This window comes from Brachybacterium sacelli, from assembly GCF_017876545.1.
Taxonomy (GTDB): Bacteria; Actinomycetota; Actinomycetes; order Actinomycetales; family Dermabacteraceae; genus Brachybacterium; species Brachybacterium sacelli.
In genome coordinates this window covers 1430163-1453628 of the sequence record NZ_JAGIOD010000001.1, presented here as the reverse complement: position 1 = coordinate 1453628, position 23466 = coordinate 1430163, and the positions used below count along the sequence as shown (strand labels likewise).

General features: G+C 71.6%; 22 protein-coding genes. 18 read left to right on the top strand and 4 right to left on the bottom strand.

Going from position 1 to position 23466, the window contains the following annotated elements; translation table 11 throughout:
• Nucleotides 1-92 precede the first annotated feature (92 nt).
• Nucleotides 93-1646, bottom strand: a complete 1554-nt coding sequence (locus JOF43_RS06410) for a hypothetical protein (protein WP_209900390.1) — start codon at nt 1644-1646, stop codon at nt 93-95.
• 153 nt (nt 1647-1799) lie between these two features.
• Between JOF43_RS06410 and JOF43_RS06405 the strand changes: the two genes are divergently transcribed.
• From JOF43_RS06405 to JOF43_RS06380, 6 genes are all read left to right on the top strand, one after another.
• Complete coding sequence (locus JOF43_RS06405; protein ID WP_209900388.1) at nt 1800-2180, top strand: APC family permease; 381 nt, start codon at nt 1800-1802, stop codon at nt 2178-2180.
• Nucleotides 2173-2466 carry a hypothetical protein gene (locus tag JOF43_RS06400; RefSeq protein WP_209900386.1) on the top strand — a complete coding sequence of 98 codons (294 nt, stop codon included), beginning with the start codon at nt 2173-2175 and terminating at the stop codon, nt 2464-2466. Before JOF43_RS06405 ends, JOF43_RS06400 begins: the two co-directional genes overlap by 8 nt.
• Nucleotides 2463-3872, top strand: a complete 1410-nt coding sequence (locus JOF43_RS06395; RefSeq protein ID WP_209900384.1) for an amidase — start codon at nt 2463-2465, stop codon at nt 3870-3872. Before JOF43_RS06400 ends, JOF43_RS06395 begins: the two co-directional genes overlap by 4 nt.
• 426 nt (nt 3873-4298) lie before the next feature.
• On the top strand, nt 4299-5567 hold the full coding sequence (locus JOF43_RS06390) for an ABC transporter substrate-binding protein (protein WP_209900382.1): 1269 nt from the start codon (nt 4299-4301) through the stop codon (nt 5565-5567).
• Between the two features lie 26 nt (nt 5568-5593).
• The gene (locus JOF43_RS06385) at nt 5594-6541 is read left to right on the top strand and encodes a carbohydrate ABC transporter permease (RefSeq protein ID WP_209900381.1); all 948 of its coding nucleotides are present in this window, start codon (nt 5594-5596) and stop codon (nt 6539-6541) included.
• On the top strand, nt 6538-7437 hold the full coding sequence (locus tag JOF43_RS06380) for a carbohydrate ABC transporter permease (RefSeq protein WP_209900379.1): 900 nt from the start codon (nt 6538-6540) through the stop codon (nt 7435-7437). The genes JOF43_RS06385 and JOF43_RS06380 overlap by 4 nt, the downstream gene beginning before the upstream one ends.
• On the opposite strand, the gene JOF43_RS06375 is transcribed toward JOF43_RS06380, so the two are convergent.
• Both JOF43_RS06375 and JOF43_RS06370 read right to left on the bottom strand, forming a co-directional pair.
• Nucleotides 7415-8527 carry a serine hydrolase domain-containing protein gene (locus JOF43_RS06375; RefSeq protein ID WP_209900377.1) on the bottom strand — a complete coding sequence of 371 codons (1113 nt, stop codon included), beginning with the start codon at nt 8525-8527 and terminating at the stop codon, nt 7415-7417. The two genes, JOF43_RS06380 and JOF43_RS06375, sit on opposite strands and share 23 nt — an antisense overlap.
• Complete coding sequence (locus JOF43_RS06370; protein WP_209900375.1) at nt 8517-9158, bottom strand: helix-turn-helix domain-containing protein; 642 nt, start codon at nt 9156-9158, stop codon at nt 8517-8519. The genes JOF43_RS06375 and JOF43_RS06370 overlap by 11 nt, the downstream gene beginning before the upstream one ends.
• 94 nt (nt 9159-9252) lie before the next feature.
• Between JOF43_RS06370 and JOF43_RS06365 the strand changes: the two genes are divergently transcribed.
• From JOF43_RS06365 to JOF43_RS22530, 5 genes are read left to right on the top strand one after another with little or no spacing between them, the layout of a single operon-like run.
• Nucleotides 9253-10788 (top strand): ABC transporter substrate-binding protein, encoded by a 1536-nt coding sequence (locus JOF43_RS06365; protein WP_209900374.1) that lies wholly within the window; start codon nt 9253-9255, stop codon nt 10786-10788.
• A complete protein-coding gene (locus tag JOF43_RS06360; protein ID WP_209900372.1) occupies nt 10785-11726 on the top strand; it encodes an ABC transporter permease in 942 nt (313 codons plus the stop codon). The genes JOF43_RS06365 and JOF43_RS06360 overlap by 4 nt, the downstream gene beginning before the upstream one ends.
• Nucleotides 11723-12604 carry an ABC transporter permease gene (locus tag JOF43_RS06355; protein WP_209900370.1) on the top strand — a complete coding sequence of 294 codons (882 nt, stop codon included), beginning with the start codon at nt 11723-11725 and terminating at the stop codon, nt 12602-12604. The genes JOF43_RS06360 and JOF43_RS06355 overlap by 4 nt, the downstream gene beginning before the upstream one ends.
• Entirely contained in the window at nt 12601-13413 is an 813-nt protein-coding gene (locus JOF43_RS22535) for an ATP-binding cassette domain-containing protein (RefSeq protein WP_245354034.1), read from the top strand. Before JOF43_RS06355 ends, JOF43_RS22535 begins: the two co-directional genes overlap by 4 nt.
• Entirely contained in the window at nt 13410-14246 is an 837-nt protein-coding gene (locus JOF43_RS22530) for an ABC transporter ATP-binding protein (RefSeq protein ID WP_245354033.1), read from the top strand. Before JOF43_RS22535 ends, JOF43_RS22530 begins: the two co-directional genes overlap by 4 nt.
• Nucleotides 14247-14374: 128 nt before the next feature.
• On the opposite strand, the gene JOF43_RS06345 is transcribed toward JOF43_RS22530, so the two are convergent.
• Nucleotides 14375-15325 (bottom strand): ROK family protein, encoded by a 951-nt coding sequence (locus tag JOF43_RS06345; protein WP_209900368.1) that lies wholly within the window; start codon nt 15323-15325, stop codon nt 14375-14377.
• A gap of 49 nt (nt 15326-15374) precedes the next feature.
• Here JOF43_RS06345 and JOF43_RS06340 point away from each other — a divergent pair, with 49 nt between their 5' ends.
• The 7 genes from JOF43_RS06340 (at nt 15375) to JOF43_RS06310 (ending at nt 23299) form a co-directional block, all read left to right on the top strand.
• The gene (locus tag JOF43_RS06340; RefSeq protein WP_209900366.1) at nt 15375-16127 is read left to right on the top strand and encodes a creatininase family protein; all 753 of its coding nucleotides are present in this window, start codon (nt 15375-15377) and stop codon (nt 16125-16127) included.
• Nucleotides 16124-17242, top strand: coding sequence for a mandelate racemase/muconate lactonizing enzyme family protein (locus tag JOF43_RS06335; protein ID WP_209900364.1), 1119 nt, complete (start codon nt 16124-16126; stop codon nt 17240-17242). Before JOF43_RS06340 ends, JOF43_RS06335 begins: the two co-directional genes overlap by 4 nt.
• Nucleotides 17243-17320: 78 nt before the next feature.
• Complete coding sequence (locus JOF43_RS06330) at nt 17321-18466, top strand: type III polyketide synthase (RefSeq protein WP_209900362.1); 1146 nt, start codon at nt 17321-17323, stop codon at nt 18464-18466.
• Nucleotides 18463-19167: a class I SAM-dependent methyltransferase gene (locus JOF43_RS06325; protein WP_209900360.1), complete on the top strand. Its 705-nt coding sequence runs from the start codon at nt 18463-18465 to the stop codon at nt 19165-19167. Before JOF43_RS06330 ends, JOF43_RS06325 begins: the two co-directional genes overlap by 4 nt.
• Complete coding sequence (locus JOF43_RS06320) at nt 19164-20429, top strand: FAD-dependent oxidoreductase (RefSeq protein WP_209900358.1); 1266 nt, start codon at nt 19164-19166, stop codon at nt 20427-20429. The genes JOF43_RS06325 and JOF43_RS06320 overlap by 4 nt, the downstream gene beginning before the upstream one ends.
• Before the next feature lie 209 nt (nt 20430-20638).
• On the top strand, nt 20639-20863 hold the full coding sequence (locus JOF43_RS06315) for a hypothetical protein (RefSeq protein WP_209900356.1): 225 nt from the start codon (nt 20639-20641) through the stop codon (nt 20861-20863).
• A 123-nt stretch (nt 20864-20986) separates the two neighbouring features.
• Nucleotides 20987-23299: an AAA family ATPase gene (locus JOF43_RS06310; protein WP_245354032.1), complete on the top strand. Its 2313-nt coding sequence runs from the start codon at nt 20987-20989 to the stop codon at nt 23297-23299.
• Nucleotides 23300-23466 lie beyond the last annotated feature (167 nt).

Genomic DNA, 23466 nt, shown 5'->3' with positions numbered 1-23466 from the left:
AGGCGTCGTGTCCACTCGGCGCCACGACCTTCTTCGCGCGGTCCCTCAGGGCGTGACCGAGGAGCAGCCCCACCTCGCGGGATCCGACGCGCTCACTCCTGGTCGGGCCCGTGGAACAGGAGGTCCGCGGTGCTGACCACCACGCCCATGACGGCGAGGTTCGCCGAGAAGTGGGTGTCCGGGGCGGCGCGCTCGGCATCGCGGTGCAGGATGCCGTACGCGGTGAGGCGGACCAGGTCGCTGGTGGTGTACATCAGTCGCAGTGCCTCGTCGAGGTCCGGTCCGCCGTCCGGGCCCCGCGGCACCCGCGGCATGTCGGTGCCGTCATGGAGGACGTCGGGCAGGACGAGACCGTCGGCGCTGGTGACGTAGAACAGGGACGCGAAAGTGTCCGCGCCGCCCTCGAGGCCGCCGTGCTCGGCCTCCTGCTGCGACATCGTCAGCAGCAGGATGCCGAGCAGCGCGCGGGCGAACTGCACGAAGCCCTCCGGGTCCTCCTCGGCCGCCACGTACGGGGTCGCCGCCTCTCCCGGGCGGGCGCGGGTGCTGGTCAGCTCGATCCAGCCGCCGGCGATGAGCGCGGTCCAGGGACCGACGAGCTCCGGGACGTCCCACATCGAGCTGATCTGCTCCGAGCCCGACTCCAGCCCCCACTTCTGGACGAGGGTGTGCACGTCGGCCCGGCGCAGCGCTCCCGTCGCGGTGATCGCGCGGCCCTCGCCCACCAGTTCGAGCAGGCGGACCGCCCGCGGCACCAGCGGGACCCGGGCGTGCAGGGCCGCGAAGGCGGCCGGGTCCTCGGCCGCCTCGCCGTCCTCCTCGGCCGCCTCGCCGTCCTCCTCGGGCCAGTCGGCCCGCTCCTCGTCCGGGTCGGGCAGGAACCAGGGCCAGTCCGGTGCCCCGAGGCCCTCCGCCGCGTCGTCCCACTCGTCGTCCACCGGGTCTGCCCCCGCCCCATCTCCTCCGGGCGGGGGCGGGAAGAAGGCGGAGCCGCCCGTCGGCCGCGGCGACGGTCCGGAGGTCCCGGACGTGAAAGGCCTCCCGGGATTCGCCAGGCGCCCGGTGTCGGTCAGCTCGTGGCGCTCCCCGTCGGTGAGGGCGGTGTTGTACCACTCCATGAAGTCGGCGAGCTCCTGCTGATCCTCGAGCTGCACCCCGAGCGAGGCGGCGTAGTTGAGGATGTTGCCCGAGAAGGAACGACGGTCAGGGTCCTCGGCCGCTTCGAGCACGGAGAACTCGAGCTGCTCGAGCACGGTCCGGGCCCGTGCGGGGTCGATGCTCGCGCGATGCCAGCGCCGCCGCGAGGCGAGGAACTCGAGGAATCCGGTGAGTGCCGGGACGAGCAGCATCGCCTCCTCACGCGGCTGGACCATCTTGCGCGGCACGACCTGCGTGAGCAGCGAGTCGAGGAGTTCTTCGGTCCAATAGGTGGGGTCGGGGCTCTCGAGCTGATCGCCTTTCAGGCGCAGCAGCGTCTCGACCTGCGCCGCCTCGGCGTCGGCCCGGGCCTCCCCGGCAGAGGGACGGCGCCACAGCACGAACTGGGCCAGCAGCGCCCGACGGTCCCGCTCCGCCCGGCGGCTCGAGCCCGAGGCGGCGCCGCCCTGCGCACGGCGTGCGCCCTGTCCGTGTCTCATGTTTCCCATGCCCCCATGGTGACGTGCGAGAGGATGCGACGTCACCTGGGCGCTGAGCGCCTTTTCGTCCGATTGGCCGGAAATACCTGCCGTGAATCTGGATTTGCGCGAGGAGCGCGGACTACACTCGGAAACCGGCACTCCTGCGTCGAAGGAGGCGTCATGGCCGGTAAGAATGCAGGTCTGAAACGCCAGCTGTCCCTCGTCAGCCTCGTCGCCCTCGCGGCCGGCGCCGTGTACTTCCTGGGCTGCCTGTCCGCCTTCCGGCTGCGCGGGACGCACCCCGAGTGGGAGCGCCCCTTCCGCGCTCCCCTGGGCAAGGCGATGTTCGGCCTCGGCATGCTGGTCTCGGCGGCGATCACCCTCGTGGGCGTCACGCTGCTGCCGGCGAACGCATGGCCGCCGATCATCGCCTATCTCGTCATCGGGGCGCTGGTCCCCCTCGCCATGAGGTTCTACCGGGCGCGGGTCGACCCGGACTGCACGCCGATCATCCTGGGACCCGAGGATGTCGGCACCATCGAGGAGCGCGAGAATGCCTGATGTGACACCGGCCGCTGAGCCACCGACCACGTCCCCGACACCGGCACCTGAGCCGTCGCCGGCCGCTGAGGCGGCACCGGTCCCCGGGGCGTCGCCGACGGGGGCCGGCGCGGTCCGCGCCCTCGATCTGGTCCGCGCGCGCTTCCCGCGCACCCCCGAGGAGGACGAGACCGGGCTCCGCGAGCACGCCGCGCACCTCGCCGCGCTGCGGGCGAAGGTGGACGCCGCACCGTTGCGCGGCAGGGAAGCGGCGATGACCTTCGATCCGCGGCAGGGGACGTCATGACCAGCGCCGGCCCGCTCAGCCTGACCCAGGCGGCGCACGCCCTCACCCACGGTGCCACCACGTCGCGCGCACTGACCGAGGACTGCCTGGCCCGGATCGCGGCGCAGGATGCTGACCTGCGCGCCTTCATCAGCGTCGAGGCGGACCTCGCCCGGCGCCAGGCCGAAGCGGCCGACGCGCGGCTCTACGGCGGAGGCCGGCTCGGGACGCTCGACGGGCTGCCGATCGCCGTCAAGGACAACCTGTCCACCGCGGGCGGCGTGACGACGATCGGGTCCGCGATCTTCCGTGACCACGTCGCCACCGAGAACGCCGGGGTCGTCGACCGTCTCGAGGAGCAGGGTGCCGTCCGGGTCGGCAAGACGAACCTGCACGAGTTCGCCCTCGGGGTGACCACCGAGAACCCGCACTTCGGGATCTGCCGCAACCCTTGGGGCCACAAGCGGACCCCCGGCGGCTCGAGCGGCGGATCGGCCGTCGCGGTCGCCACCGGCATGGCGCTGGCCGCGATCGGCTCGGACACCTCGGGATCGATCCGGATCCCCGCCGCCGCCTGCGGGCTCCTCGGTCTGAAACCCACCTACGGACTCGTCAGCAGCCACGGCTGCTATCCCGAGGCGTGGAGCCTGGACCACGTGGGCGTGCTGACCCGTACCGCGCAGGATGCCGCCATCCTGCTCGACGCCCTCAGCGGGCACGATCCGCGGGTGCCCTCCTCGCTGCGGGTGGTCTCCTCACGGGCCGTCCGCGAGCTCGAGGAGACGCGGCCGCTGCGGATCGGCCTCGAGGAGCGATTCTTCCTCGAGGCGGTCGACCCCGACATCGAGACCATCGTGCGCGAGATGCTGGATTCCCTGGCGCGCACCGGGGCCCAGATCGAACTCGTCGCCCTCCCCTCGCTCGACGACGCGATCTACGCGCTCACCGTGATCGACACCGCCGAGACCACCGCCTTCCACGCCGAGCAGTTCCGCGAGCGCCCGCAGGACTACGGCGAGGACGTACGGCTGCTCCTCGAGTGCGGTGCGCTGCCCACCGCCGTCGACTACCTCCAGGCCCAGCAGATCCGTTCCCGGGTCCGCGACGAGTTCCGGCAGGTCTTCGAGCAGGTCGACGTGCTCGCCTCACCGACCCTGCCGATCCGCACCCCACGCGTCGGGGAGTCGACGGTCCGGGTCGGGGAGCAGGAGCGGGATCGCGACGGTGAGCTGATGCGTCTGGTCGGCCCCGCCAACCTCGCCGGCCTCCCCTCGACCTCGGTGCCCTGCGGGATGCTCGACGGCATGCCCGTCGGGATGCAGTTCGTGGGCCCGGCACTGGGAGAGGGCGCGGTGCTCCGGGCCGCCGCGGCGGTGGAGGAGCTGTTCCACCTGCCGCCCGTCACGTCCTGGGGCGAGGAGGGCTGAGGCCGCTGCGGAACGAGGCCGCAGCAGACCGAGGCCCACGCAAGCTGAGATCGCCACGGCCCGAAGCCGCCACAGGCCGGGACCGACGCAGGCCGAGATCGTCACAGGTCGAGGCCCCCGCGCGAAGGTCGACCCGACGGCCCGAGCCGCCCGACGCCCCGAACTGCCGGGGTAGTGGCGCACGTCACCACCCCCGTGTACTCTCTCTGCAACTCGCGACCATCCGCCCCGGTGGAGCTCGCGACATCGTGGCCTCCATCCGCGATGCATCGATTCGTACCAACCTAGTGACCTGCACCGACACTCCCCTGCGCCCTGGTCCGCAGGACCCCGTCGGCCCGGTCGGCCTCGTCGTCGCGGTCGGCCCCGTCAGCTTCGACCCGAACCCCCACCGCCCGAGACCCGATCCCACCGAAGGAGTCGACGATGACGCCCTCCTCCCCTCCCGGCCCACCTTTGAGCAGGCGCACGCTGTTCGCCGCCGGCGGCGCCTTCGCCGCCGCAGGGCTGGCCGGATGCGGCGGCTCCGGCCGCGCCGAGGTGACCTTCTACCAATCCAAGCGGGAGGCGATCCAGTACTTCGCGGGCCTGCTGACCGACTTCGACGATTCCCATCGCGACCTCAGGGTCGTCCATGACATCGCCACCAACCTCTCGGCGAGCTTCGTGCGGAAGACCCCTCCGGACATCGCCTGCCAGAACTACAACCTCGAGATGGCCCGCTTCATGGAACGGGGAGCCCTCTCCGACCTCGCCGACATGCCCGAGGCCGAGATGATCCGCGAGGACGTCCAGGACCTCGCCGACTGGTACCCCACCTACGAGGGCCGCACCTCCGTCATCCCGTTCTCCGTCGCCGGCGCCGCCGTGATCTACAACCGGCGGATCTTCGAGGAGCACGGCCTCGAGGTGCCCGAGACGTGGAGCGACTTCCTGGGCGTGTGCGAGACGCTCCGGGGCGCGGGGGTCACCCCGATCTACGGCACCTTCGCCGACCCCTGGACGGTCAACCAGGGCCTGTTCGACTACACGATCGGCGGCATGATCGACGTCCGCTCGTTCTTCGAGCAGATGAACGAGATCGGCGAGGACGTCGGCCCCGACTCCGAGGTCTCCTTCCAGACCACGATGCTCGAGCCGATCGAGCGCATGCTCGAGCTGCTCCCTTACCACCAGGACGATGCGGCCAGCCGCGTCTACGGCGACGGCAACACCGCCGTTGCCCGGGGCGAGGCCGCGATGCTGTTCCAGGGCCCGTGGGCGCTCGCGGAGATCGAGAAGGCGGGCTCCGAGGAGGAGCTGTCCACCTTCCCGCTGCCGGCCACCGAAGATCCCGCCGAGCGGAAGATCCGCGTCAGCATCGACCTGTCGCTGTGGATCCCCGAGGCCGCCGGCGAGAAGGACGGCGCCCGGGAGCTGTTGTCCTACTTCATGACCCCCGAGGTGCAGCACCCGTACAACGAGGCGCTGCTGGCGCTGGGCACCACGAAGGAGGCGCCCCCGGCGAGTGACCCGCGGATCGCGCCGATGCAGGAGTTCTACGACGCCGGGATGTACACCGGCGCGCCCTCCCAGTTCATCCCGCTGACGATCCCCTGGGAGAACTACCTGCAGTCCATCATCTACGGCGCGGATCCCGAAGGCGTGCTCGCCCGCCTGGACTCCGACTGGGCACGCCTGGCCTACCGCTCCTGACCCCGGACCCGATCAAGGATCAGCCCATGTCACAGACGACATCCACCGCCCCGCGGCGCGGAGCCGCCGAGCCGACGAGTCCCGCACCGAAGCGCGCGTCGACCCCGGCCCGCCGCCGCACCGACCCGATCTACTACTTCTTCCTGTTCCCGGCTCTCGCGCTGTTCACGCTGGCCGTCACGCTGCCGGCGATCGTCGGCTTCGGATACTCCTTCACCAACTCCATCGGCTTCGGCGACTGGGAGTTCATCGGCCTGCGCAACTACATCGCGGTGTTCCGCGACCAGGGCATCCTCGGCGCCTACGGCTTCACCCTCGGCTTCTCGCTGGTGACCGTGATCATCGTGAACCTCATCGCCTTCGCCCTCGCCCTCGGGCTGACCTCGCGGATCCGCTTCCAGGCCGCGCTGCGCACGATCTTCGTGCTGCCGATGGTCATCTCCGGGATCATCATCGCCTTCGTGTTCAAGTTCCTGTTCGCCAACACCCTCCCCGCCGTCGCGCAGGCGCTGGGCATCGACGCGCTGTCCTCCTCGATCCTGGCGAACGAGAGCCTCGCCTGGGTCGGGATCGTCATCGTCACCGCCTGGTCCACGATCCCCTCGACGATGCTCATCTACATCGCGGGACTGGTGACGGTCCCCAGCGATCTCTACGAGGCCGCCGCGATCGACGGCGCGAGCCCCGTGAAGAAGCTGTGGCACGTGACGCTTCCGCTGGTCAGCGGCTATGTCGTCATCAACACGATCCTCGGTTTCAAGAACTACCTCAACGCCTACGACATCGTCGTCGGCCTCACCGACGGCGGACCCGGCACCGCGACCCGCACGGTCGCCATGTCGATCTTCAAGGGATTCGAGGGCGGCGACTACGGCTACCAGATGGCCAATGCCGCGGTCTTCTTCGTCATCAGCATCGTCATCGCGGTGGTGCAGCTGCGCCTGACCCGCGGGAAAGCGACCTTCGGCGCATGAGCACCACCACCCCGCACCTCGCCCCGTCCCCCGCGACCGACGCCCCGGCGCGCCCCCGGCGCCGTTCACGGATCGGCCGCGAACGCCCCCAGTGGGGCGCCACCGTCATCCTGCTGGTCTGCTCGCTCGCGGTCCTGATCCCGCTGCTGGTCACGATCACCATGTCCCTGAAGTCCGACGCGCAGGCCGTCGAAGGAGAGGCTTTCGCGCTGCCCGACCCGTTCTCGCTGACCGGCTTCGTCCAGGCGTGGGAGCTCACGAACTTCCCGCGCAGCCTCGCGATGTCGGCCTTCGTCACCGTCATCGCGGTGACCGGCGAGATCATCGTGAGCTCTCTGGCCGCCTACGCGATCATCCGCAACTGGGATCGGCGCCTGTTCCGCTGGTCGTTCTTCTATCTGCTGGCGGCGATGTTCATCCCCTTCCCGGTGGTCGCGCTGCCGCAGGTGCAGCTGACCGGCATCGTCGGCCTCGACAACCCGCTCGGTGTCGCACTGCTGCACATCGTGTTCGCGCTCGCCTTCAACACGATGCTGTTCACGGCGTTCCTGCGGTCCATCCCGCTCTCGCTGGAGGAGTCGATGCGGGTCGACGGCGCCACCACCTGGCAGGTGTTCTGGCGGCTCATCTTCCCGATGCTCGGCCCGATGGCCGCGACCGTCGGCATCTTCGCGTTCCTGGGCTCCTGGAACGACTTCATGATGCCGAGCCTCATCACCTCCGACCCCACGCTGCAGACCCTGCCGGTGCTGCAGAACATGTTCCAGTCGCAGTTCAACAACAGCTACAACATCGCCTTCGCCAGCTACCTCATGGCCATGGCGCCCGCGATCATCGTCTACCTGTTCACGCAGCGCTGGGTGATCTCGGGACTCACCCAGGGGGCGGTGAAGTAGTCCGATCCCGCGCGAGCAGTTCGTGGAAGGCGGCGCGCACCTCCTCGAAGCCCTGCGAGTTTCTCGATGGGTGGATGCGGTTGGCCAGGAGGCAGTACCAGCTGTCCCGAGACGGGTCGAGCACGAGGCCGGTGCCGGTGAAGCCGGTATGGCCGAAGGCCCGGTCCCCGAAGCCCTCGCCGAGGTAGGTGCACTGCTCGCGCGGCCACCAGCCCAGCGGGCGGCCGTCCTCGGCCCCGAGCATCGCCCGCTGGAGCTCGGGGGCGAGCAGCTCCCCGCACAGCAGGGCCCCCGCAAGGAGTCCGAGGTCGTGCGCCGTGCCGAAGAGCCCGGCGTGCCCGGCCGGGGCTCCGAGCACGACGGCGTTCTCGTCGTGCACCGTGCCGCGCACGAGGCGTCCGCGCCACGGGCAGTCCTCGGTCGCGACGGCACGTGCCGGGTCCACGGGGCCGAAGCGCGTCTCGTGCATGTCCAGCGGATGCGTGATCTCGCGGGCCACGAGCTCATCGAGCGGCAGTCCTGTGGCGCGCTCCGCGACCAGGCCGAGGGCGATGAACCCCATCGAGGAGTAGCGCCAGGTGCCGGGGTCGGTGAACTCCAGGTGGGCGAGGGCGTGCAGGAACGAGTCGCGATCGGCGTGCTCGCGCCACAGCGGCGTCGGCCCGGGCGCTCCCGAGGTGTGGGTGAGCAGGGAGCGCAGGTCGGCGCGAGTGATCGGGGTGTCCGGCCAGTCCTCCAGCGCCTCCCCCACTCGGGTGTCGAGCGCGAGCAGGCCGCGGTCGACCAGGCGCAGCAGGGTGAGGGCGACGATCGGCTTGGTGACCGAGGCCAGGTCGAACAGGGCGTCCGGTCCGATCGGGCGGGGGTCCTGGCGCGAGGGCGTCCCGACCCGACCGCTGCGCTGCACGCCCGCGGAGGAGCCGGCGGCCCATGCGGCGGCGCTGAAGGAGCCGTTCTCGCGCGCTGCGGCCAGCAGATCGTCGACCTCGCGTGCGACCGGGTCGACCTGCCCGCGACCTCCTGGGCTCGACGACGGCGATGACGAGGCCCGGACCCCGCAGGGCTCGCTCGCCGCCGGGTCAGCCGGCATCGCGCAGCCCGGTCATGGCCTCTCCGAGCGCTCGGGCGTGACCGGCGAGCAGCTGGGCCGCGGTCTCGTCCTGCGGCCGCATGAAGGTGAAGCCGACCAGCACCAGGAACGTCGTGCCCTGCTCGTCGGTCGGTGCGGCGAGCGTCCACGTCGATCCGCTCGGGTACTCCTCCACCGGCCCGTCGTCGGTGGTCGCCCCCTCGGACCACAGCGGGTGGGCCGGCAGCTGGTCCCCCACCTGCAGCGCCAGCGGCAGCCGTTGCGGGTTCTCGACGCCGAGCACCACTGCGCGGCCGTCCGCGACGCTCACGCGGGCGGCGAGGTGGCCCGTCGCGCGGGCCAGCGCGTCGAGCGAGTCCGCGCTCACGCCGCCGAGCGGATCGTTGCGCACCACCGCCGCGGCCAGGCCCTGCAGTTGCGGGCCTGCGAGATAGAGGCCGCGGGCGGGCGAGTGTGCGTAGCCCTGGCTGCACAGGTCCAGCAGCAGGCGCCGGCAGGTGCCCTTGCTCGTGTCGCTGACCTCGGACAACTCCGCCAGACGCACGGGGTGCTCCGCGGTCCCGAGCGCGTGCAGAAGTGCCATGACCTTGTCCGCCACGGACCGCGCGGAGGTGTTGACGTCGTCATCCATGCCCACTAGCGTAAGCCACTGTCGTGCCGTTGAACAGAACGCACGTTCCATCTACCGGCATTCATCATCGACGATGAGAGCACGAGGCGAGAGCATGACCCCTCCGCACATCCCCACCCGCCGCGAGGCGCTGCGCCTGGGCGTCTACGGCTCCGCCCTCGGCGCCGTGGGGCTGACCGCCGGCTGCGGCAGCGAGGCCGACGCCACCGGCGCCCGTGCCCTGCGGATCGCCCAGAAGAGCGAGCCGACCGGGCTCGACCCGCATCTCGAGAGCGGCCTGGACGGGATGAACGTCCTCATCAACATCTTCGACATGCTCACCGAGCGCGATGCGGAGGGCGAGCTGGTGCCGCGCCTGGCGAGCGGCTGGGAGGCGATCGACGAGCACCGCTGGCGCTTCCGGCTGCGCGAGGACGTCGTCTTCCACAACGGCGAGGTCTTCGACGCCCGCTCGGTGAAGTTCTCGATCGAGCGCCTGATCGACCCCGAGACCGCCTCGACCATCGTGGAGCTGCGCGCCGTCGACCACGTCGAGATCATCGATGACCACACCGTCGACCTCGTCATGGCCGACCCCGATCCCGTCATTCCCGAGAAGGTCTCCCTCTTCGGCGGGGCCATGCTCCCTCCCCGGCACTTCGCGGAGGTCGGCGCCGAGCGGTTCGCCGCACAGCCCGTCGGCACCGGGCCGTTCCGCTTCGTCTCCTGGCGCAAGGCGCAGCTGCTGCGGCTGGAGGCGAACGAGGAGCACTGGAACGGTCGCCCCGCCTTCGACGAGCTCCACTTCACCGCCATGCCCAATCCCGCCTCGGCGCTCGCCGGCATCCAGTCGGACGTGATCGACATGGTCTCCGCCCTCGACCCGGAGGCCGCCCTCCAGCTCGAGGGGTACAAGGACGTCGAGCTCGCGAAGTACCCCGGCATCCGCATGTACTTCGTCGTCCTCGACACCCAGCACGAGATCCTCCGCGACGTGCGCGTGCGTCGCGCCCTCAACCACGCCGTCGACGTCCCCCTGCTCATCGAGGCCGTCCTGAACGACTCCGGTCGCGAGGCCGCGACGATCGTCCCCCAGGAGGCCTTCGGCCACGACCCCGATGTCCCCGCCTTCGCACGCGACCCGGGAGAGGCCCGGCAGCTCCTCGCGGAAGCCGGTCACGCCGACGGCTTCACGCTGCGCTTCACCTCCTCCAACGAGGACCAGCTGGTCTGCGAGGCCCTCGCCGGCATGCTCGGCGAGATCGGCGTGCAGCTCGACCTCGAACTGCTCGAGCCCGGCACCTTCGCCGAGAGGCTCAGCGCCGAGGACCCCTCGTCGCTGGGCTCGATGTACCTCACCGGCAGCACCGGCTGGACCCTCGACGGCGGCGCGACCCTGCAGTCCTACGTCCGCTCCGACCGCAAGCGCAGCCGCATCCGCTCGGAACGGGCCGACGCGATGATGGACACGATCGAGCAGTCCATCGACCCCGACGTCCGGCTCGAGGCGCTGCACGAGATGCAGCAGTGGCTGCACGAGGAGGCCCCCTTCCTCTTCCTCTACCAGGCCGATCTCGACTTCGCGACCAACGGCGAGATCCAGTGGGAACCCAACGTCAACGGCACCCTGGCGATGGAGACCGCACGATGAGCCCTTCGCGCCGCCGCCTCCTGCGCACCGCCGGCGTGCGCCTGCTGTCCTCCCTCGGCGTCCTCTGGGCCGCCGTCACCATCGTGTTCGTGCTCTCCCGCGCCTCCGGGGACCCCGTCGCCCTGCTGCTGCCGGAGGACGCCGACGCCACGCAGATCGCCCAGATGCAGGCCACCCTCGGCCTGGACCGGCCGCTGATCATCCAGTACCTCGACTACCTCGGCGGGCTGCTGCGCCTCGACCTCGGCGAGTCCCTGCTGTACAAGGAACCGGTCACCAGCCTCATCCTCGAACGACTGCCCGCCACCGGCCTGCTGGCGCTGTCCGCCCTGCTGATCACCGTGGTCGCGGCGTTCCTCGCCGGCTCGGTCGCCGCCCTGCGCCGAGGCAGCGCCGTGGACCGCCTGGTGATGGGCGCGGTGCTGGTGGGCCAGTCGACCCCCGCCTTCTGGGTCGGGATCCTGCTGGTGCTGCTGTTCGGGGTGCAGCTGCAGGTGCTGCCGGCCGCCGGCTACGGCACCCTCGCCCACCTGGTGCTGCCCGCCGTGACCCTCGCGATCTTCTCGGTGGCGGTGGTGGCGCGACTGCTGCGCTCCTCCCTCGTGGAGGTGATGGGGCAGGACCACGTGCGCACCGCCCGGGCGAAAGGGGCCGGGGAGCTGCGGGTCCTCCTCGGCCACGGTCTGCGCAACGCCTCCCTGCCCGTGATCACCGTGCTCGGCCTCGAGCTCGGTGCCCTGCTGGGCGGAGCGATCCTCACCGAGCAGATCTTCAACTGGCCCGGCATTGGCCGGCTCACCATCGACGCCATCAGCTTTCGCGACTTCCCGCTGGTCCAGGGCACCGTCGTGCTCTTCGCCGTCACCTTCGTCGTGGTGAACCTGCTGGTGGACCTCTCCTACGCGGTCATCGACCCGCGAGTGAGGAGCGAGGCATGAACGCCACCGCCCTTCCGGACCTCTCCCCCACCGGTGCGCGGTCCCCGTCGGCCCGCAGCCTCCGGCGCCGTCTCGACCTGCCGCTGCTGGCTTCCACCGGGTTCCTCGGCCTCGTCGTGCTCGCCGCCCTGCTCGGGCCGCTGGTGGTGACGGACCCCGGCGCCCAGAACCTGCTGCAGCGTCTGGCCCCGCCCGGCACCGACGGGCATCTGCTTGGCACCGACCAGCTGGGCCGGGACGTGCTGGCCCGCCTCGTCGCCGGCAGCCGCGTCTCCGTGCTCGTCGGCCTCACCGCGGCGGTGCTGTCGGGCGTGATCGGCTCGGTCATCGGCATCGTCTCCGGCTACGTGGGCGGGGGGATCGACCGGCTGCTGATGCGGCTGACCGACGTGCAGCTCGCCTTCCCCACCCTGCTGCTGGCGCTGGCCGTGATCGGCTTCGTGGGGCCGGGCCTGGTCACCGTGATCGTCGTGCTCGGCATCACCGGCTGGGTGTCCTATGCCCGCGTGCTGCGCGCCGAGGTGATCTCCCTGCGCACCCGGGAGTTCGTCCAGGCCGCCCAGGTGATGGGGGTGCCTGGGCACCGGATCATGCTGCGGCACATGCTGCCCAATGTCGTCGGTCCGCTGGCGACCATCCTGACCCTCCAGGTCGGCACCGTGATCCTCGCCGAGGCCGCCCTGAGCTTCCTCGGCCTGGGGATCCCCGCCTCGATCCCCACCTGGGGCTCCATGCTGGCCGACGGTCAGCTGTACATGGGCACCGCCTGGTGGCTCGCCGTCATGCCCGGCACCGCCCTACTGCTGACCGTGCTGTCCATCAACATCGCCGGGGACGCCGTGCGCGACCGGTGGGACCCGAGGACGTACACCTCATGACCCCGACTCCGCTGCTCGAGATCTCCGACCTGCACATCTCCTTCTCCTCGCACCGCTCCGAGGTGCCCGCCGTGCGCGGCATCGATCTCGCCCTCGAGGCGGGCCGCACCCTCGCCCTGGTCGGTGAATCCGGCTCCGGCAAGTCGAGCACGGCCCTGTCCGTGCTGCGACTGAACCCGGAACCGCCCGCGACCTATCCGCGGGGCCGGGTCGCCTTCGACGGCACCGACCTGTTGAGCCTGGATCCGCGGCGGCTGCGGGCGGTGCGCGGCCGTGACATCTCGATGGTGTTCCAGGACCCGATGGCCACGCTCAACCCGCTGCGGACCGTCGGCAGCCAGCTGATGGAGGTGCTGGCCATCCACCGCACCGGCACCCGCACCGAGCGGCGCCGGCGCATGCTCGAGGCGCTCGAGCAGGCCCGTGTCCCGCAGCCGGACCAGCGCGCCGCCCAGTACCCGCATCAGCTCTCCGGCGGCCTGCGCCAGCGGGTCATGCTCGCCATGGCCCTCATGAGCCGGCCCCGTCTGCTGATCGCCGACGAGCCCACCACCGCCCTGGACGTGACCACCCAGGCGGAGATCCTCGACCTGCTGCGCACCCTCCAGCGCGAGACCGGCATGGGGATCCTCCTGATCACCCACGACCTCGGCGTGGTCGCCTCCGTCGCCGATCACGTGGCCGTCATGCACGGCGGCCTCCTCGCCGAGCAGGGTGACGTGCTGCAGGTGTTCGAGGACCCGCAGGCCGAGTACACCCGCAGCCTGCTCGCGGCCACACCCCGCCTGGAGATCGGAGAGCCCGCATGAGCGAGAGCAGCCACGACACCCCGGTGATCAGCGTCCGCGGTGTCGCCAAGACCTACCGGCGGCGCCACCGCGAGACGACGGTGCTGACGGACATCGACCTCGACATCCGCGCCGGAGAGACCCTCGCCCTGGTCGGCGAGTCCGGCTCCGGCAAGACCACCCTCGCCCGCATCGTCGTCGGCCTCACCGGCGCCACCGCCGGGCAGGTGCTCACGCTGGGCGAGGATCTCGCCGGCGACCGTCGGCGGGCCTCCGCGCAGCGCGCGCACACCCTCCAGATGGTCTTCCAGGACCCCTACGCGAGCATGAACCCGCGCCTGCGGATCCGCGACGTGATCGCCGAGCCGCTGGTGACGCACCGCCGCGCCGCGCTCGGTGCGAGCGGGATCCGCGCCGAGGTGGCGCGGCTGCTGGAGGCGGTGGACCTCGACCCGGATCTGGCCGCTCGCTTCCCGCACGAATGCTCGGGCGGGCAGCGCCAGCGGATCGCGATCGCCCGCGCCCTCGCGCTCGAGCCGCGCCTGCTCGTGCTCGACGAGCCGACCAGCGCCCTGGACGTCTCGGTGCAGGCGACGATCCTGGACCTGCTGCGCGAGATCCAGCAGCGCACCGGGGTGGCGTATCTGTTCGTCAGCCACGACCTCGCGGTGGTCTCCGGGATCGCCGATCGGATCGCGGTGATGGCCGACGGGCGGATCGAGGAGGCCGGCCCGTGCCGCGAGGTGCTCTCCGCCCCGTCCTCGGCGGTGACCCGGCGTCTGCTGGACTCCATCGCCCATCCCGATCCCCGCCGGGCGAATCCCGCCCACGCGAGCGCCGGAGCGACCTCGTGATCCGCGTGCTCACCGGGGCGCCCCTTTGCCCCGCCCGGGGACGCGACGCGGCCGAGCGACACGAAGCGGCGGAGTGGCGCGATGCGGCGGGGCGGTCGACGGCGGGGCGGCGCGTCGCCGCCGCGCGGTCAGCGGCGGGAGGGCACCCCGCGCTGCAGCAGCAGCGCCACCCCGCCCAGCAGCGTCGCGTCGTCCCCGACGATCGTCGTGGTGGCCAGGCGTGGCTCGGTCTCGCCGCCGGTGCGGGAGAGGTCCCGCAGCGTCGCGAGGATCCGCTCGCGGAACCCGGCGCTCGCCCGCGCCGCCTCCCCGTGCAGGATGAACAGCCCCGGCATGCAGAGCTGCTGGATGTTCGCGAGTCCGAGGGCGAGGTTCTCGGCGTACTCCCCGACCACCGCCGCGGCCCGCGGGTCCTCGACCGCTCGGCGCTCCCAGGAAGCCAGATCGTTCTCGATCATGCCCAGCTCGCGGCCCTGTTGACGCAGCCAGGCGGTGGTCGCGATCGTGCGCCAGCAGCCGTATTTGCCGCAGCTGCACTCGAGCTGGCGGCTGGCGACGGTCATGTGCGCACCGCTGCGGCCCCCGTCGGGCGCGAGGATCATGCCCTGGTAGAGGATCCCCACCCCGAGCGTGCCGCCGGTCGCGACGGAGGCGAAGGTCTCCTCTCCCTGCCCGGCCCCGAAGTAGTGGTCGCCGTGGACCTGCAGGCGGGCACGGTGCTCGAGCAGCGCCGGCGCGTCCACCAGGGCGCTGAGGTGATCGGCGACGGCGCATCCCTCCAGCGCCGGCATGTCCACGACCTGCACCATGCGGCCGCGGGCGGTGTCCAGCACACCGCCGGCGGAGAGGACGCAGCCGCCCAGTCGACTGCTCCGGGCGAGCCCGGTCGCCACCCGGTCCAGACCGGCCATGATCTCCTCGCGGGAGCCGGAGGGGTCGAAGGTGAGCTCGCGCCGGGCCCGGAACCGCCCCGACGGGTCGATGAGCGCGCCGTGCACCCGGCCCGGCAGCAGCTCGAGCGCGAGGAAGGAGCCCTCCCGTGAGGCAGGCGGCTCGAAGGACAGGACACGACCGGACATGCGGCCACAGTAATGGTGCCGCCCGACGCTCTGACGAAGGAGCTCACCCATGACCCACCTGGCCACACTGAGACGGCAGGACGTCGCCGCGCTCGCCCCGCACGCGGTGGCGGTGCTGCCGATCGGGTCCCTCGAACAGCACGGGGAGCACCTGCCGCTGGGGACCGACTCCCTGCTGGTGGAGGCCGCCTGCGAGCGCGCCCTGCAGGAGCGGGAGGACGTCGCGCTCTGCCCGACGCTGCCCTACGGCTTCAGCGGCCACCACCAGTTCGCCGTCGCCCTCAGCCTTCCGCCGCAGACCCTGCTCGACGTGCTCTCGGCCTTGCTCGACTCCCTCGTGGCGGCCGGTTTCCGGCGGGTGCTCGTGGTCAACGGGCACGGCGGGAACATCGAGATGATGAGCCAGGCGGTCAAGCTCGCCGCCCTCAAACACCCGATCCTCGCCGGCAGCTGTAGCTACTGGCAGCTCGGCCGCACCTCCCGGGGCACCCCCGGCCACGCGGGCCGCTTCGAGACCGACGCGATGAGCGCCGCCCATCCCGAGCTCGTCGCCGCCGGTGGCGTCGGCCCCCGCGAGCTGCCGCTGTTCGACCAGGAGCTCGTGCCCGGCCTCCACCTCGAGCGCCACGGTGAATGGCCGCGCACCGGCGGGGTCACCGATCCCCCCGGCGAGGGCGATCCGGAGCGGGGCGAGGACATCCTCGCCACGGCGGCCGACGCCCTGAACGCGGCGGTGGACGCCCTGCTCCGCGCCGATCTGCCCTCCGGGGGCCACCCCGCCGACGAAAGAGAGACCCCATGAAGATCGTCGACCTCGAGGTCCACGTGGTGAACCTGCCCATGCGCACCGGATTCACCTCCTCGTTCGAGATCAAGCGCGGAGAGACCCGCACCATCGTGCGCCTGACCACGGACGACGGCCTCGTCGGCTGGGGCGAGACCATGTGGGGCGCCCCCGTGGCGCGCCTGGTTCGTCAGCTGGCCGACGACGTGATCGGCACCGATCCGCGCGCGCTCGAGGCCTTCCACGCCCGCCATCGCATGCTGCCCTTCTTCCACGGCTACCTCGGGTACGCGGCTCTCGCCGCGATCGACGTGGCCTGCTGGGACCTGCTGGGCAAGGCCGCGGGGATGGGCGTGGTCGACCTGCTCGGCGGGCGGGTGCGCGAGCAGATCCCGCTCACGGCGCTGATCACCCGGTCCGACGGCGACGAGCGCGACTACCCGGGGTCCCTCGCGGACGCCGCCGAGCAGGTGGTCGCCGAGCACGGTTTCACCGCGGTCAAGCTCAAGGGCAGCACCGATGCCCGCTCCGACGTCGCCATCATGCGGGCGCTGCGCGAGCGGCTGCCCGAGGTGGAGCTGCGCGTGGATCCCAACGCGGCCTGGAGCGTACCCGCCTCGATCCGGGCCGGGCGGGCGCTGGAGGACCTCGACCTGGAGTACCTCGAGGACCCCTGCGAGGGGCTCGAGCAGATGGCGCGGGTGGCCGAGGCGGTGCGGATCCCGCTGTGCACGAACATGTGCGTGGTGCGCTGGGAGGATCTGGCCCCGGCCGTGCGGCTCAAGGCCGTCCAGGTGATCCACGGGGACGTGTACAAGTGGGGCGGCATCGCGATCACCAAGCACCTCGCCGCGCACTGCGAGGCGTTCGGGCTGGGCATGAACCTGCACAGCGGCGGCGAGCTGGGCATCGCCACCGCCGCCCACCTCGCGATCGTGGCCAGTACCCCGGTGCTCTCCAGTGCGATCGATTCGATGTACTACCTCCACGACGACGACATCATCGACCCGCTCCCGCTGGTCGCCGGCCACCTGCAGCTGCCCGACGGCCCCGGGCTCGGCGTCGAGGTCGACGAGGACAAGCTCGCCCACTACGCGGCCCTGAACGCGCGGGAGGGCGACTACACGGGGTGAGCGCGGGCCGGAGGCGCCCGGCACGACCGCAAGGTCCGTGGGGTTGCCCCGGCACCGAGCCCGTCCCGACAATGAAGCATGACGGTCACCCTCCGGTCCCTGGACATCGCAGTTCCCGCCACCGAGCTCGCGCAGGCGGAGGTCCGAGACGTCTTCGCCGCGCAGGACGACCTCACCCGCCTCGGCAAGCGCCTGGTCGCGACGTCGTTCGACTCCTCGGGGATCGAGCGGCGCTACAGCGCCCTGACCGAGTGGGACGGCCCGCCCGCCGAAGGCGATCCCGTGTTCTTCGAGGCCGGGACCGGACGCTTCCTCAACCCCACCACGGGTGCCCGCAACGAGGTCTTCGTCCGCGAGGCCACCGAGCTGTACACCCGGGTCGCGGGGGAGGCGCTCGAGCACGCCGAGGGGCTCGGGGCCGCGGACGTCACCCACGTCATCACCGTCTCCTGCACCGGGTTCTTCGCCCCCGGACCGGACTACCGGATCGTGCGCGCCCTCGGCCTGAACGCCTCCGTGCAGCGCTATCACCTGGGGTTCATGGGCTGCTACGCCGCGCTGCCGGCCCTGCGCCAGGCCCAGACCATCTGCCGGGCCGACCCCGACGCCGTGGTGCTGGTGGCCACCGTCGAGCTGTGCACCCTGCACGTGCGCACCTCCAACGACCCCGACACCATCGTCGGCTCCTCCCTGTTCGCCGACGGTGCCGCCGCCGCAGTCGTCACCGGACGCGACCTCCCCTCGAGCACACCGCTGCTGCGGCTGGACCACTTCGAGACGGTGCTGACGCCCGTCGGCGAGGAGGCCATGGCCTGGAACATCGGTGACAACGGCTTCGAGATGGTGCTGGGCACCTACGTCCCCCACATCATCGACGAGCACATCACCGGCGCGCTCGTCCCGCTGCTCGCCCATGACCCCGCGCTGGCCGAGATGCCCTATCGCGACATCGAGCACTGGGCGATCCATCCCGGCGGCCGCAGCATCCTGGACAAGGTCGAGGACAAGCTCGAGCTGACCGAGGCACAGCTGCTCCCTGCTCGGGAGACACTGCGCGACTTCGGCAACATGTCCAGCGCGACCGTGATGTTCGTGCTGGCGAAGATCCTGCGCGAGGCGACCCCCGGGACCGAGGAGCGAGTGTGCTCGATGGCCTTCGGTCCCGGCCTCACGGTGGAGACGGCGCTGCTGTCCACGATCGGCGCCCCGGTGGAGCGTCCATGATCCTGCCGCCCCTGGGCGAGCGGGACGTCCGCGCGACCGAGCGGATGGACGACCCCGACTGCGACCGGGCGATGCTCGAGCGCACCTATTCCCAGTTCCGCCTGGTCAACTCCCTGGTCGCCGGCTGGCGCGCCACCTATCGCGAGCGTCTGCGCCCGCACCTCCACCGCGAGGGCGTCACCACACTGCTGGACATCGGCAGCGGCGGCGGGGACCTCGCCCGAGCCCTCGCCCGCTGGGCCCGCCGCGACGGGTTCGACCTGCGGGTGACCGGTATCGATCCCGATGAGCGGGCCCATGCCTGGGCGCGGCATCGGCCGCCCGTGGCGGGGGTGCAGTTCCGTCGGGCGGATTCGAGCGCACTGGTCAGCGCCGGCGAGCGCTTCGACCTCGTCGTCTCCAACCACCTGCTCCACCACCTCGCGCAGGACGCGCTGCAGAACCTGCTGGCCGATTCGTGCCACCTCGCCCGCGCCACCGCCGTCCACAGCGACATCCAGCGGGACCGTCTCGGCTACGCCCTGTTCTCCCTCGGCACCCGGCCCGTCTTCCGCGACTCCTTCATCCGGGAGGACGGGCTGACCTCGATCCGCCGCAGCTACACCACCGGCGAGCTGCGACCGCTGGTGCCCGAGGGCTGGGCGGTGACGGCGACCGCCCGCTGGCGGCTGCTGCTCACCCTCGAGGCCGACAGGTCGTGAGCGAGGAGAACTGCGATGTGCTGATCGTCGGCGGCGGGCCGACGGGGCTCCTGCTCGCCGCCCTGCTGGCCCGGCGCGGTGGGGACGTGCTGGTGCTGGAGCGCCGCACCGCCCCCGCCGAGCACTCGCGCGCCATCGGGCTGCACCCGCCGGCGCTCGCGGCTCTGCGGGACGTGGGCCTGGAGCGCGCCGCCGTGGAGGCCGGGGCACCGATCCGCTGCGGTCGGGCGCGGAGCCGGGGACGGGAGCTGGGCGAGGTGCGGTTCGCGCGGGCGTGGCCGGGCAGGCCCTTCGTGCTGGCCCTGCCCCAGAGCCGCACCGAGGCGCTGCTCGCGGACCGTCTGGCCGCCGTCGCTCCGGACGCGTTGCGGCGCGGGTGGGAGGTGACGGGGCTGCGGGAACTCGGCGGCGGGGTCGAGGTGACTGCTCGTCGGGCCGACGGGAACGGAGCCGACGAGCAGCCCGGGGACCAGGCGACCCACGCGACGGGGAACTCGACGATGGCCGCGACCGTGGCAGCGACGCACGAGGAGGCCGCCGTCTTCCGCGCCCGCGTCGTGGTGGGCGCCGACGGGGCTCGCTCGACCGTGCGCGACCTGCTCGGGATCGACACCACCGGGGTCGAGCACCGCGACACCTACCTCATGGGCGATCTGGCCGATCCCGACGGCGCCGGGGAGGACCGGGACGCGATCATCCATCTCGAGCCCGGCGGCGTCGTCGAATCCTTCCCCCTGCCCGGGGCACGGCGCCGCTGGGTGGTCCACAGCGGACGCGCGGGACTCCCCCGCCGCTCCCCTGAACTGCTGACCGCTCTGATCCAGCAGCGCACCGGCACTCGCCTCGATCCGACGACGACCAGCATGATCAGCCCCTTCACGGTGCGCCGGCGCACGGCGCGGCGCTTGCTGACGGAGCGCTGCGTGCTGCTCGGAGACGCCGCGCACGAGGTCAGCCCCATCGGCGGCCAGGGAATCACCCTGGGGTGGCTGGATGTGCTCGACGTCGCGCCGCTGCTGCAGCGGGCCGCGTCGGATCCCCGCCCGCTGCCCGAGCAGGCGGCCTGGCGCAGGCTCGCCCGTCGCTGGCGGCGCCGCACCCTGGTGGCAGGACTGCTCGGCCATGCCAACACCGCCCTGGGGCGTCCGCTGCCGGCGCCGCTGGCAGGGCTGCGGACCGTCGCGGTGGGAATCGCCCTGCGCACGCCGCTGCGGCACCTCATGGCGTGGACGTACTCTATGGGGTGGGGGCTGCGCATCTAGACTCACGGTGACGGCTGCCGACCCGGCAGATCCCCGCCGTGAATCGTGAGAACAGAAGTCCCACACCCCGTACGGGCGACAATCACTCCAGGAGTACCGAGGCATGCGCAGAACGCTGCCCAGCAAGGCACGCATCACGCGAACAGCTGGCCCGCAGGGGGCTTCCTGGAGCGGAGACGACGGCGCGGAGCACCCGGCTCAGGTGGGCGATGAGTGAGCCGAGCTCGCAGCATGTCGGCCGCTCCCCCCTGCTGACCGGCCTCAGCTACCCGCTTCTCGCGATCGGAATATTCTGCCTTCTCGCAGGAATTGAAGGCATCGGCATGACCTTCATGGCATGTGCGACATTCCTGATCGGCGTCAATGAATTATGCCTGTACATGGCGCGGAGCCGCGTTCCGCAGGAGAACGACACGGCGGAGATCGCCGAATAGCCCCGGCATCAGATACCAGGCACGGGCGCTCACCTCATGCCGCCTGCCGCCGACGGAGCAGCAAGCACATCCGCCGCGAGATCCCGCCGCCCTGCACCCGGTCCGGTGCGGGACAATCGCCCCATGCCCGCCCCCATCACGGTCACCGAGGACTTCCGCCGCGCCCTGGACCACCTGGCCGCCGGTGACCACCTCTTCCTCACCGGCCGAGCCGGCACCGGCAAGTCGACGCTGATCCGGCACTTCCTGGAGACGACGGACCGCAATGCGCTCACGGTCGCCCCCACCGGGATCGCCGCCCTGAACGTGGACGGGTACACGATCCATCGCCTGTTCTCCTTCCCGATCGGGGTGACCGAGGAGATGGTGCGCGGGCCCCGCTACTACCCGGGCCGCTTCGCGAGCACCCTCGCCGAGCTCGACGTCCTCATCATCGACGAGGCCTCGATGGTGCGGGCGGATCTGTTCGACGCCCTCGCCACGGCCCTCGAACGCTTCGGTCCCCGGCCCGGCGAACCCTTCGGCGGGGTGCAGCTGGTGCTGGTCGGCGACCTGTACCAGCTGCCGCCGGTGGTGCACGACAGCGAGGCGGCCCACCTCGAGCAGCGCTACGGCACCCCGTTCTTCTTCTCCGCCCGCTCCTTCGACCGGGACACCGTCGGTGTCGTCGAACTGACCACCGTGTTCCGCCAGATCGGCGACGACCGCCTGGTGGAGCTGCTCAATGCCGTGCGCGAGGGCACCCTGCTCGAGGACGCCCGGGCCGAGCTGAACGCGCGCACGGATCGGGATTTCGAGCCACCGCTGGAGGAGTTCTGGCTGACTCTGGCGACCACCAACCGCATCGTCACCTCCCGTAACCGGCAGATGCTCGAGCGCCTCCCCGATCCGCCGCGGACCTTCACCGCCGAGATCTCCGGGGACACCGACGGCTTCGAGAAGCCCACCGAGGTGCAGCTGCATCTCGCCGTCGGCGCGCAGGTGATGATGCTGAACAACGACCCGCTGGACCGCTGGGTCAACGGCACGTTGGGTCGGATCACCACGATCGGCCGCGACACCGACGGGCCCGTCGTCGAGGTGCGTCTGCGCGACGGGCGCCTCGAGCGGGTGCGCGAGCACACCTGGGACATCACCCGGCCCTCCGTCGAGGGTGGGCATCTGGTCCACCAGGTCATCGGCACCTTCACACAGCTGCCGATGAAGCTCGCCTGGGCGATCACCATCCACAAGTCCCAGGGGCAGACCCTCGACCGCGTCGTCGTGGACCTCACCGGCGGCACCTTCGCCAACGGCCAGCTGTACGTCGCGCTCTCGCGCTGCACCAGCCTCGAGGGGCTGGTGCTGCGGCGCGACGTGCTGCCGCGGGACCTGAAGTCCGATCCCCGGGTGCGGCGCTTCCTGTCCGCCTCGGCCGAACCCGCTGAGACGCTCGGCGAGGTGTACCTCTCCGCGCTGACCGTAGGCAACGTCGGCGACAAGTACCGCCCTCGCCCCGTGGAGATCGCCGTGGTCACGGACGACGGTGACGAGGCCACCACCGTCGTGAACCCCACCAGCGACCTGTTCGCCGCCCGCACCGAGTTCGGGCTGACCACCCGAGATGTGCAGCTGGCTCCTCTGTTGGCGCAGGCCTGGGCGGCGCTGGCTCCGCTGCTGGCCGGCCGTCTCCCCGTCGGCCTCCGCATCGACGAGCAGCTGGCCTGGATCGATTTCGAGCTCAAGCGGGGCGACGTGGTCGAGCCGATGCCACTCGGCATCGACCTGCCCACCACCGCGCTCACGGCCGACGAACGCAGGGCGCTGCGCTCCCCCACCGCGCTCGAACGCGCCCGCGCCACCGCGGAGGTCGTGCGGCGGCTGCGGGCCGAGGACGCCTGGACCGGTCACGGTGCCACGGCGTTCCCGCAGCTCACCCGCGGGACGGGTTACCTGCTCGCCCGCAGCAGCGGCGCGAGCGGCATCGCCGGCCCCGAAGGGTTCGTCGTCGGCGGGAACCTCTCGGCCCAGGACGATCCCGCGCAGGTGCTCGCCGAGTCGCTCGGGGCCGCCTGGGACCGGGTGCCGGCCCCGGACCAGGAGGTCGTGGACCGCCTGCGTGACGTCGAGGCGCACTTCGGGGTGCGGGCGCTGCCGGAGGACTTGGAGGTCGCCGGCCAGCAGGCCGCGGCCGAGGTGCTCGTCCCCGGCGCGCGGGTGTGCTTCACCGGGGAGGTGGTCCATCCCGACCGCGGCTTGCTCGACCGTGAGCGGATGCAGCGCCTGGCCGAGCAGAACGGGTTGACCCCGGTCCAGAACGTCACCAAGACGAGGACCGACGTGCTGGTCGTGGCCGAGCGCGGCACCCAGTCCCGCAAGGCCAAGAATGCCGCCGCCTGGGGAAAGCCCGTGCTGGACGCGGAAGAGTTCCTGGAGTGGGTGGACGCGAACGGCTGACCTCCCAGTCGGCGTGAACCTGCTCTCCTCGCCGAAGATCGCTGGTCCGTTGTCCGGCGCGTGGCCTCTGGGCCGATCAACCGGTGAGGTCACCATCCACGAGCGATCCGTGGCGAGCCCGGTACGGACCGTGCGGCGTCTCGCGAGACCCCGCGGATCCGGATCCT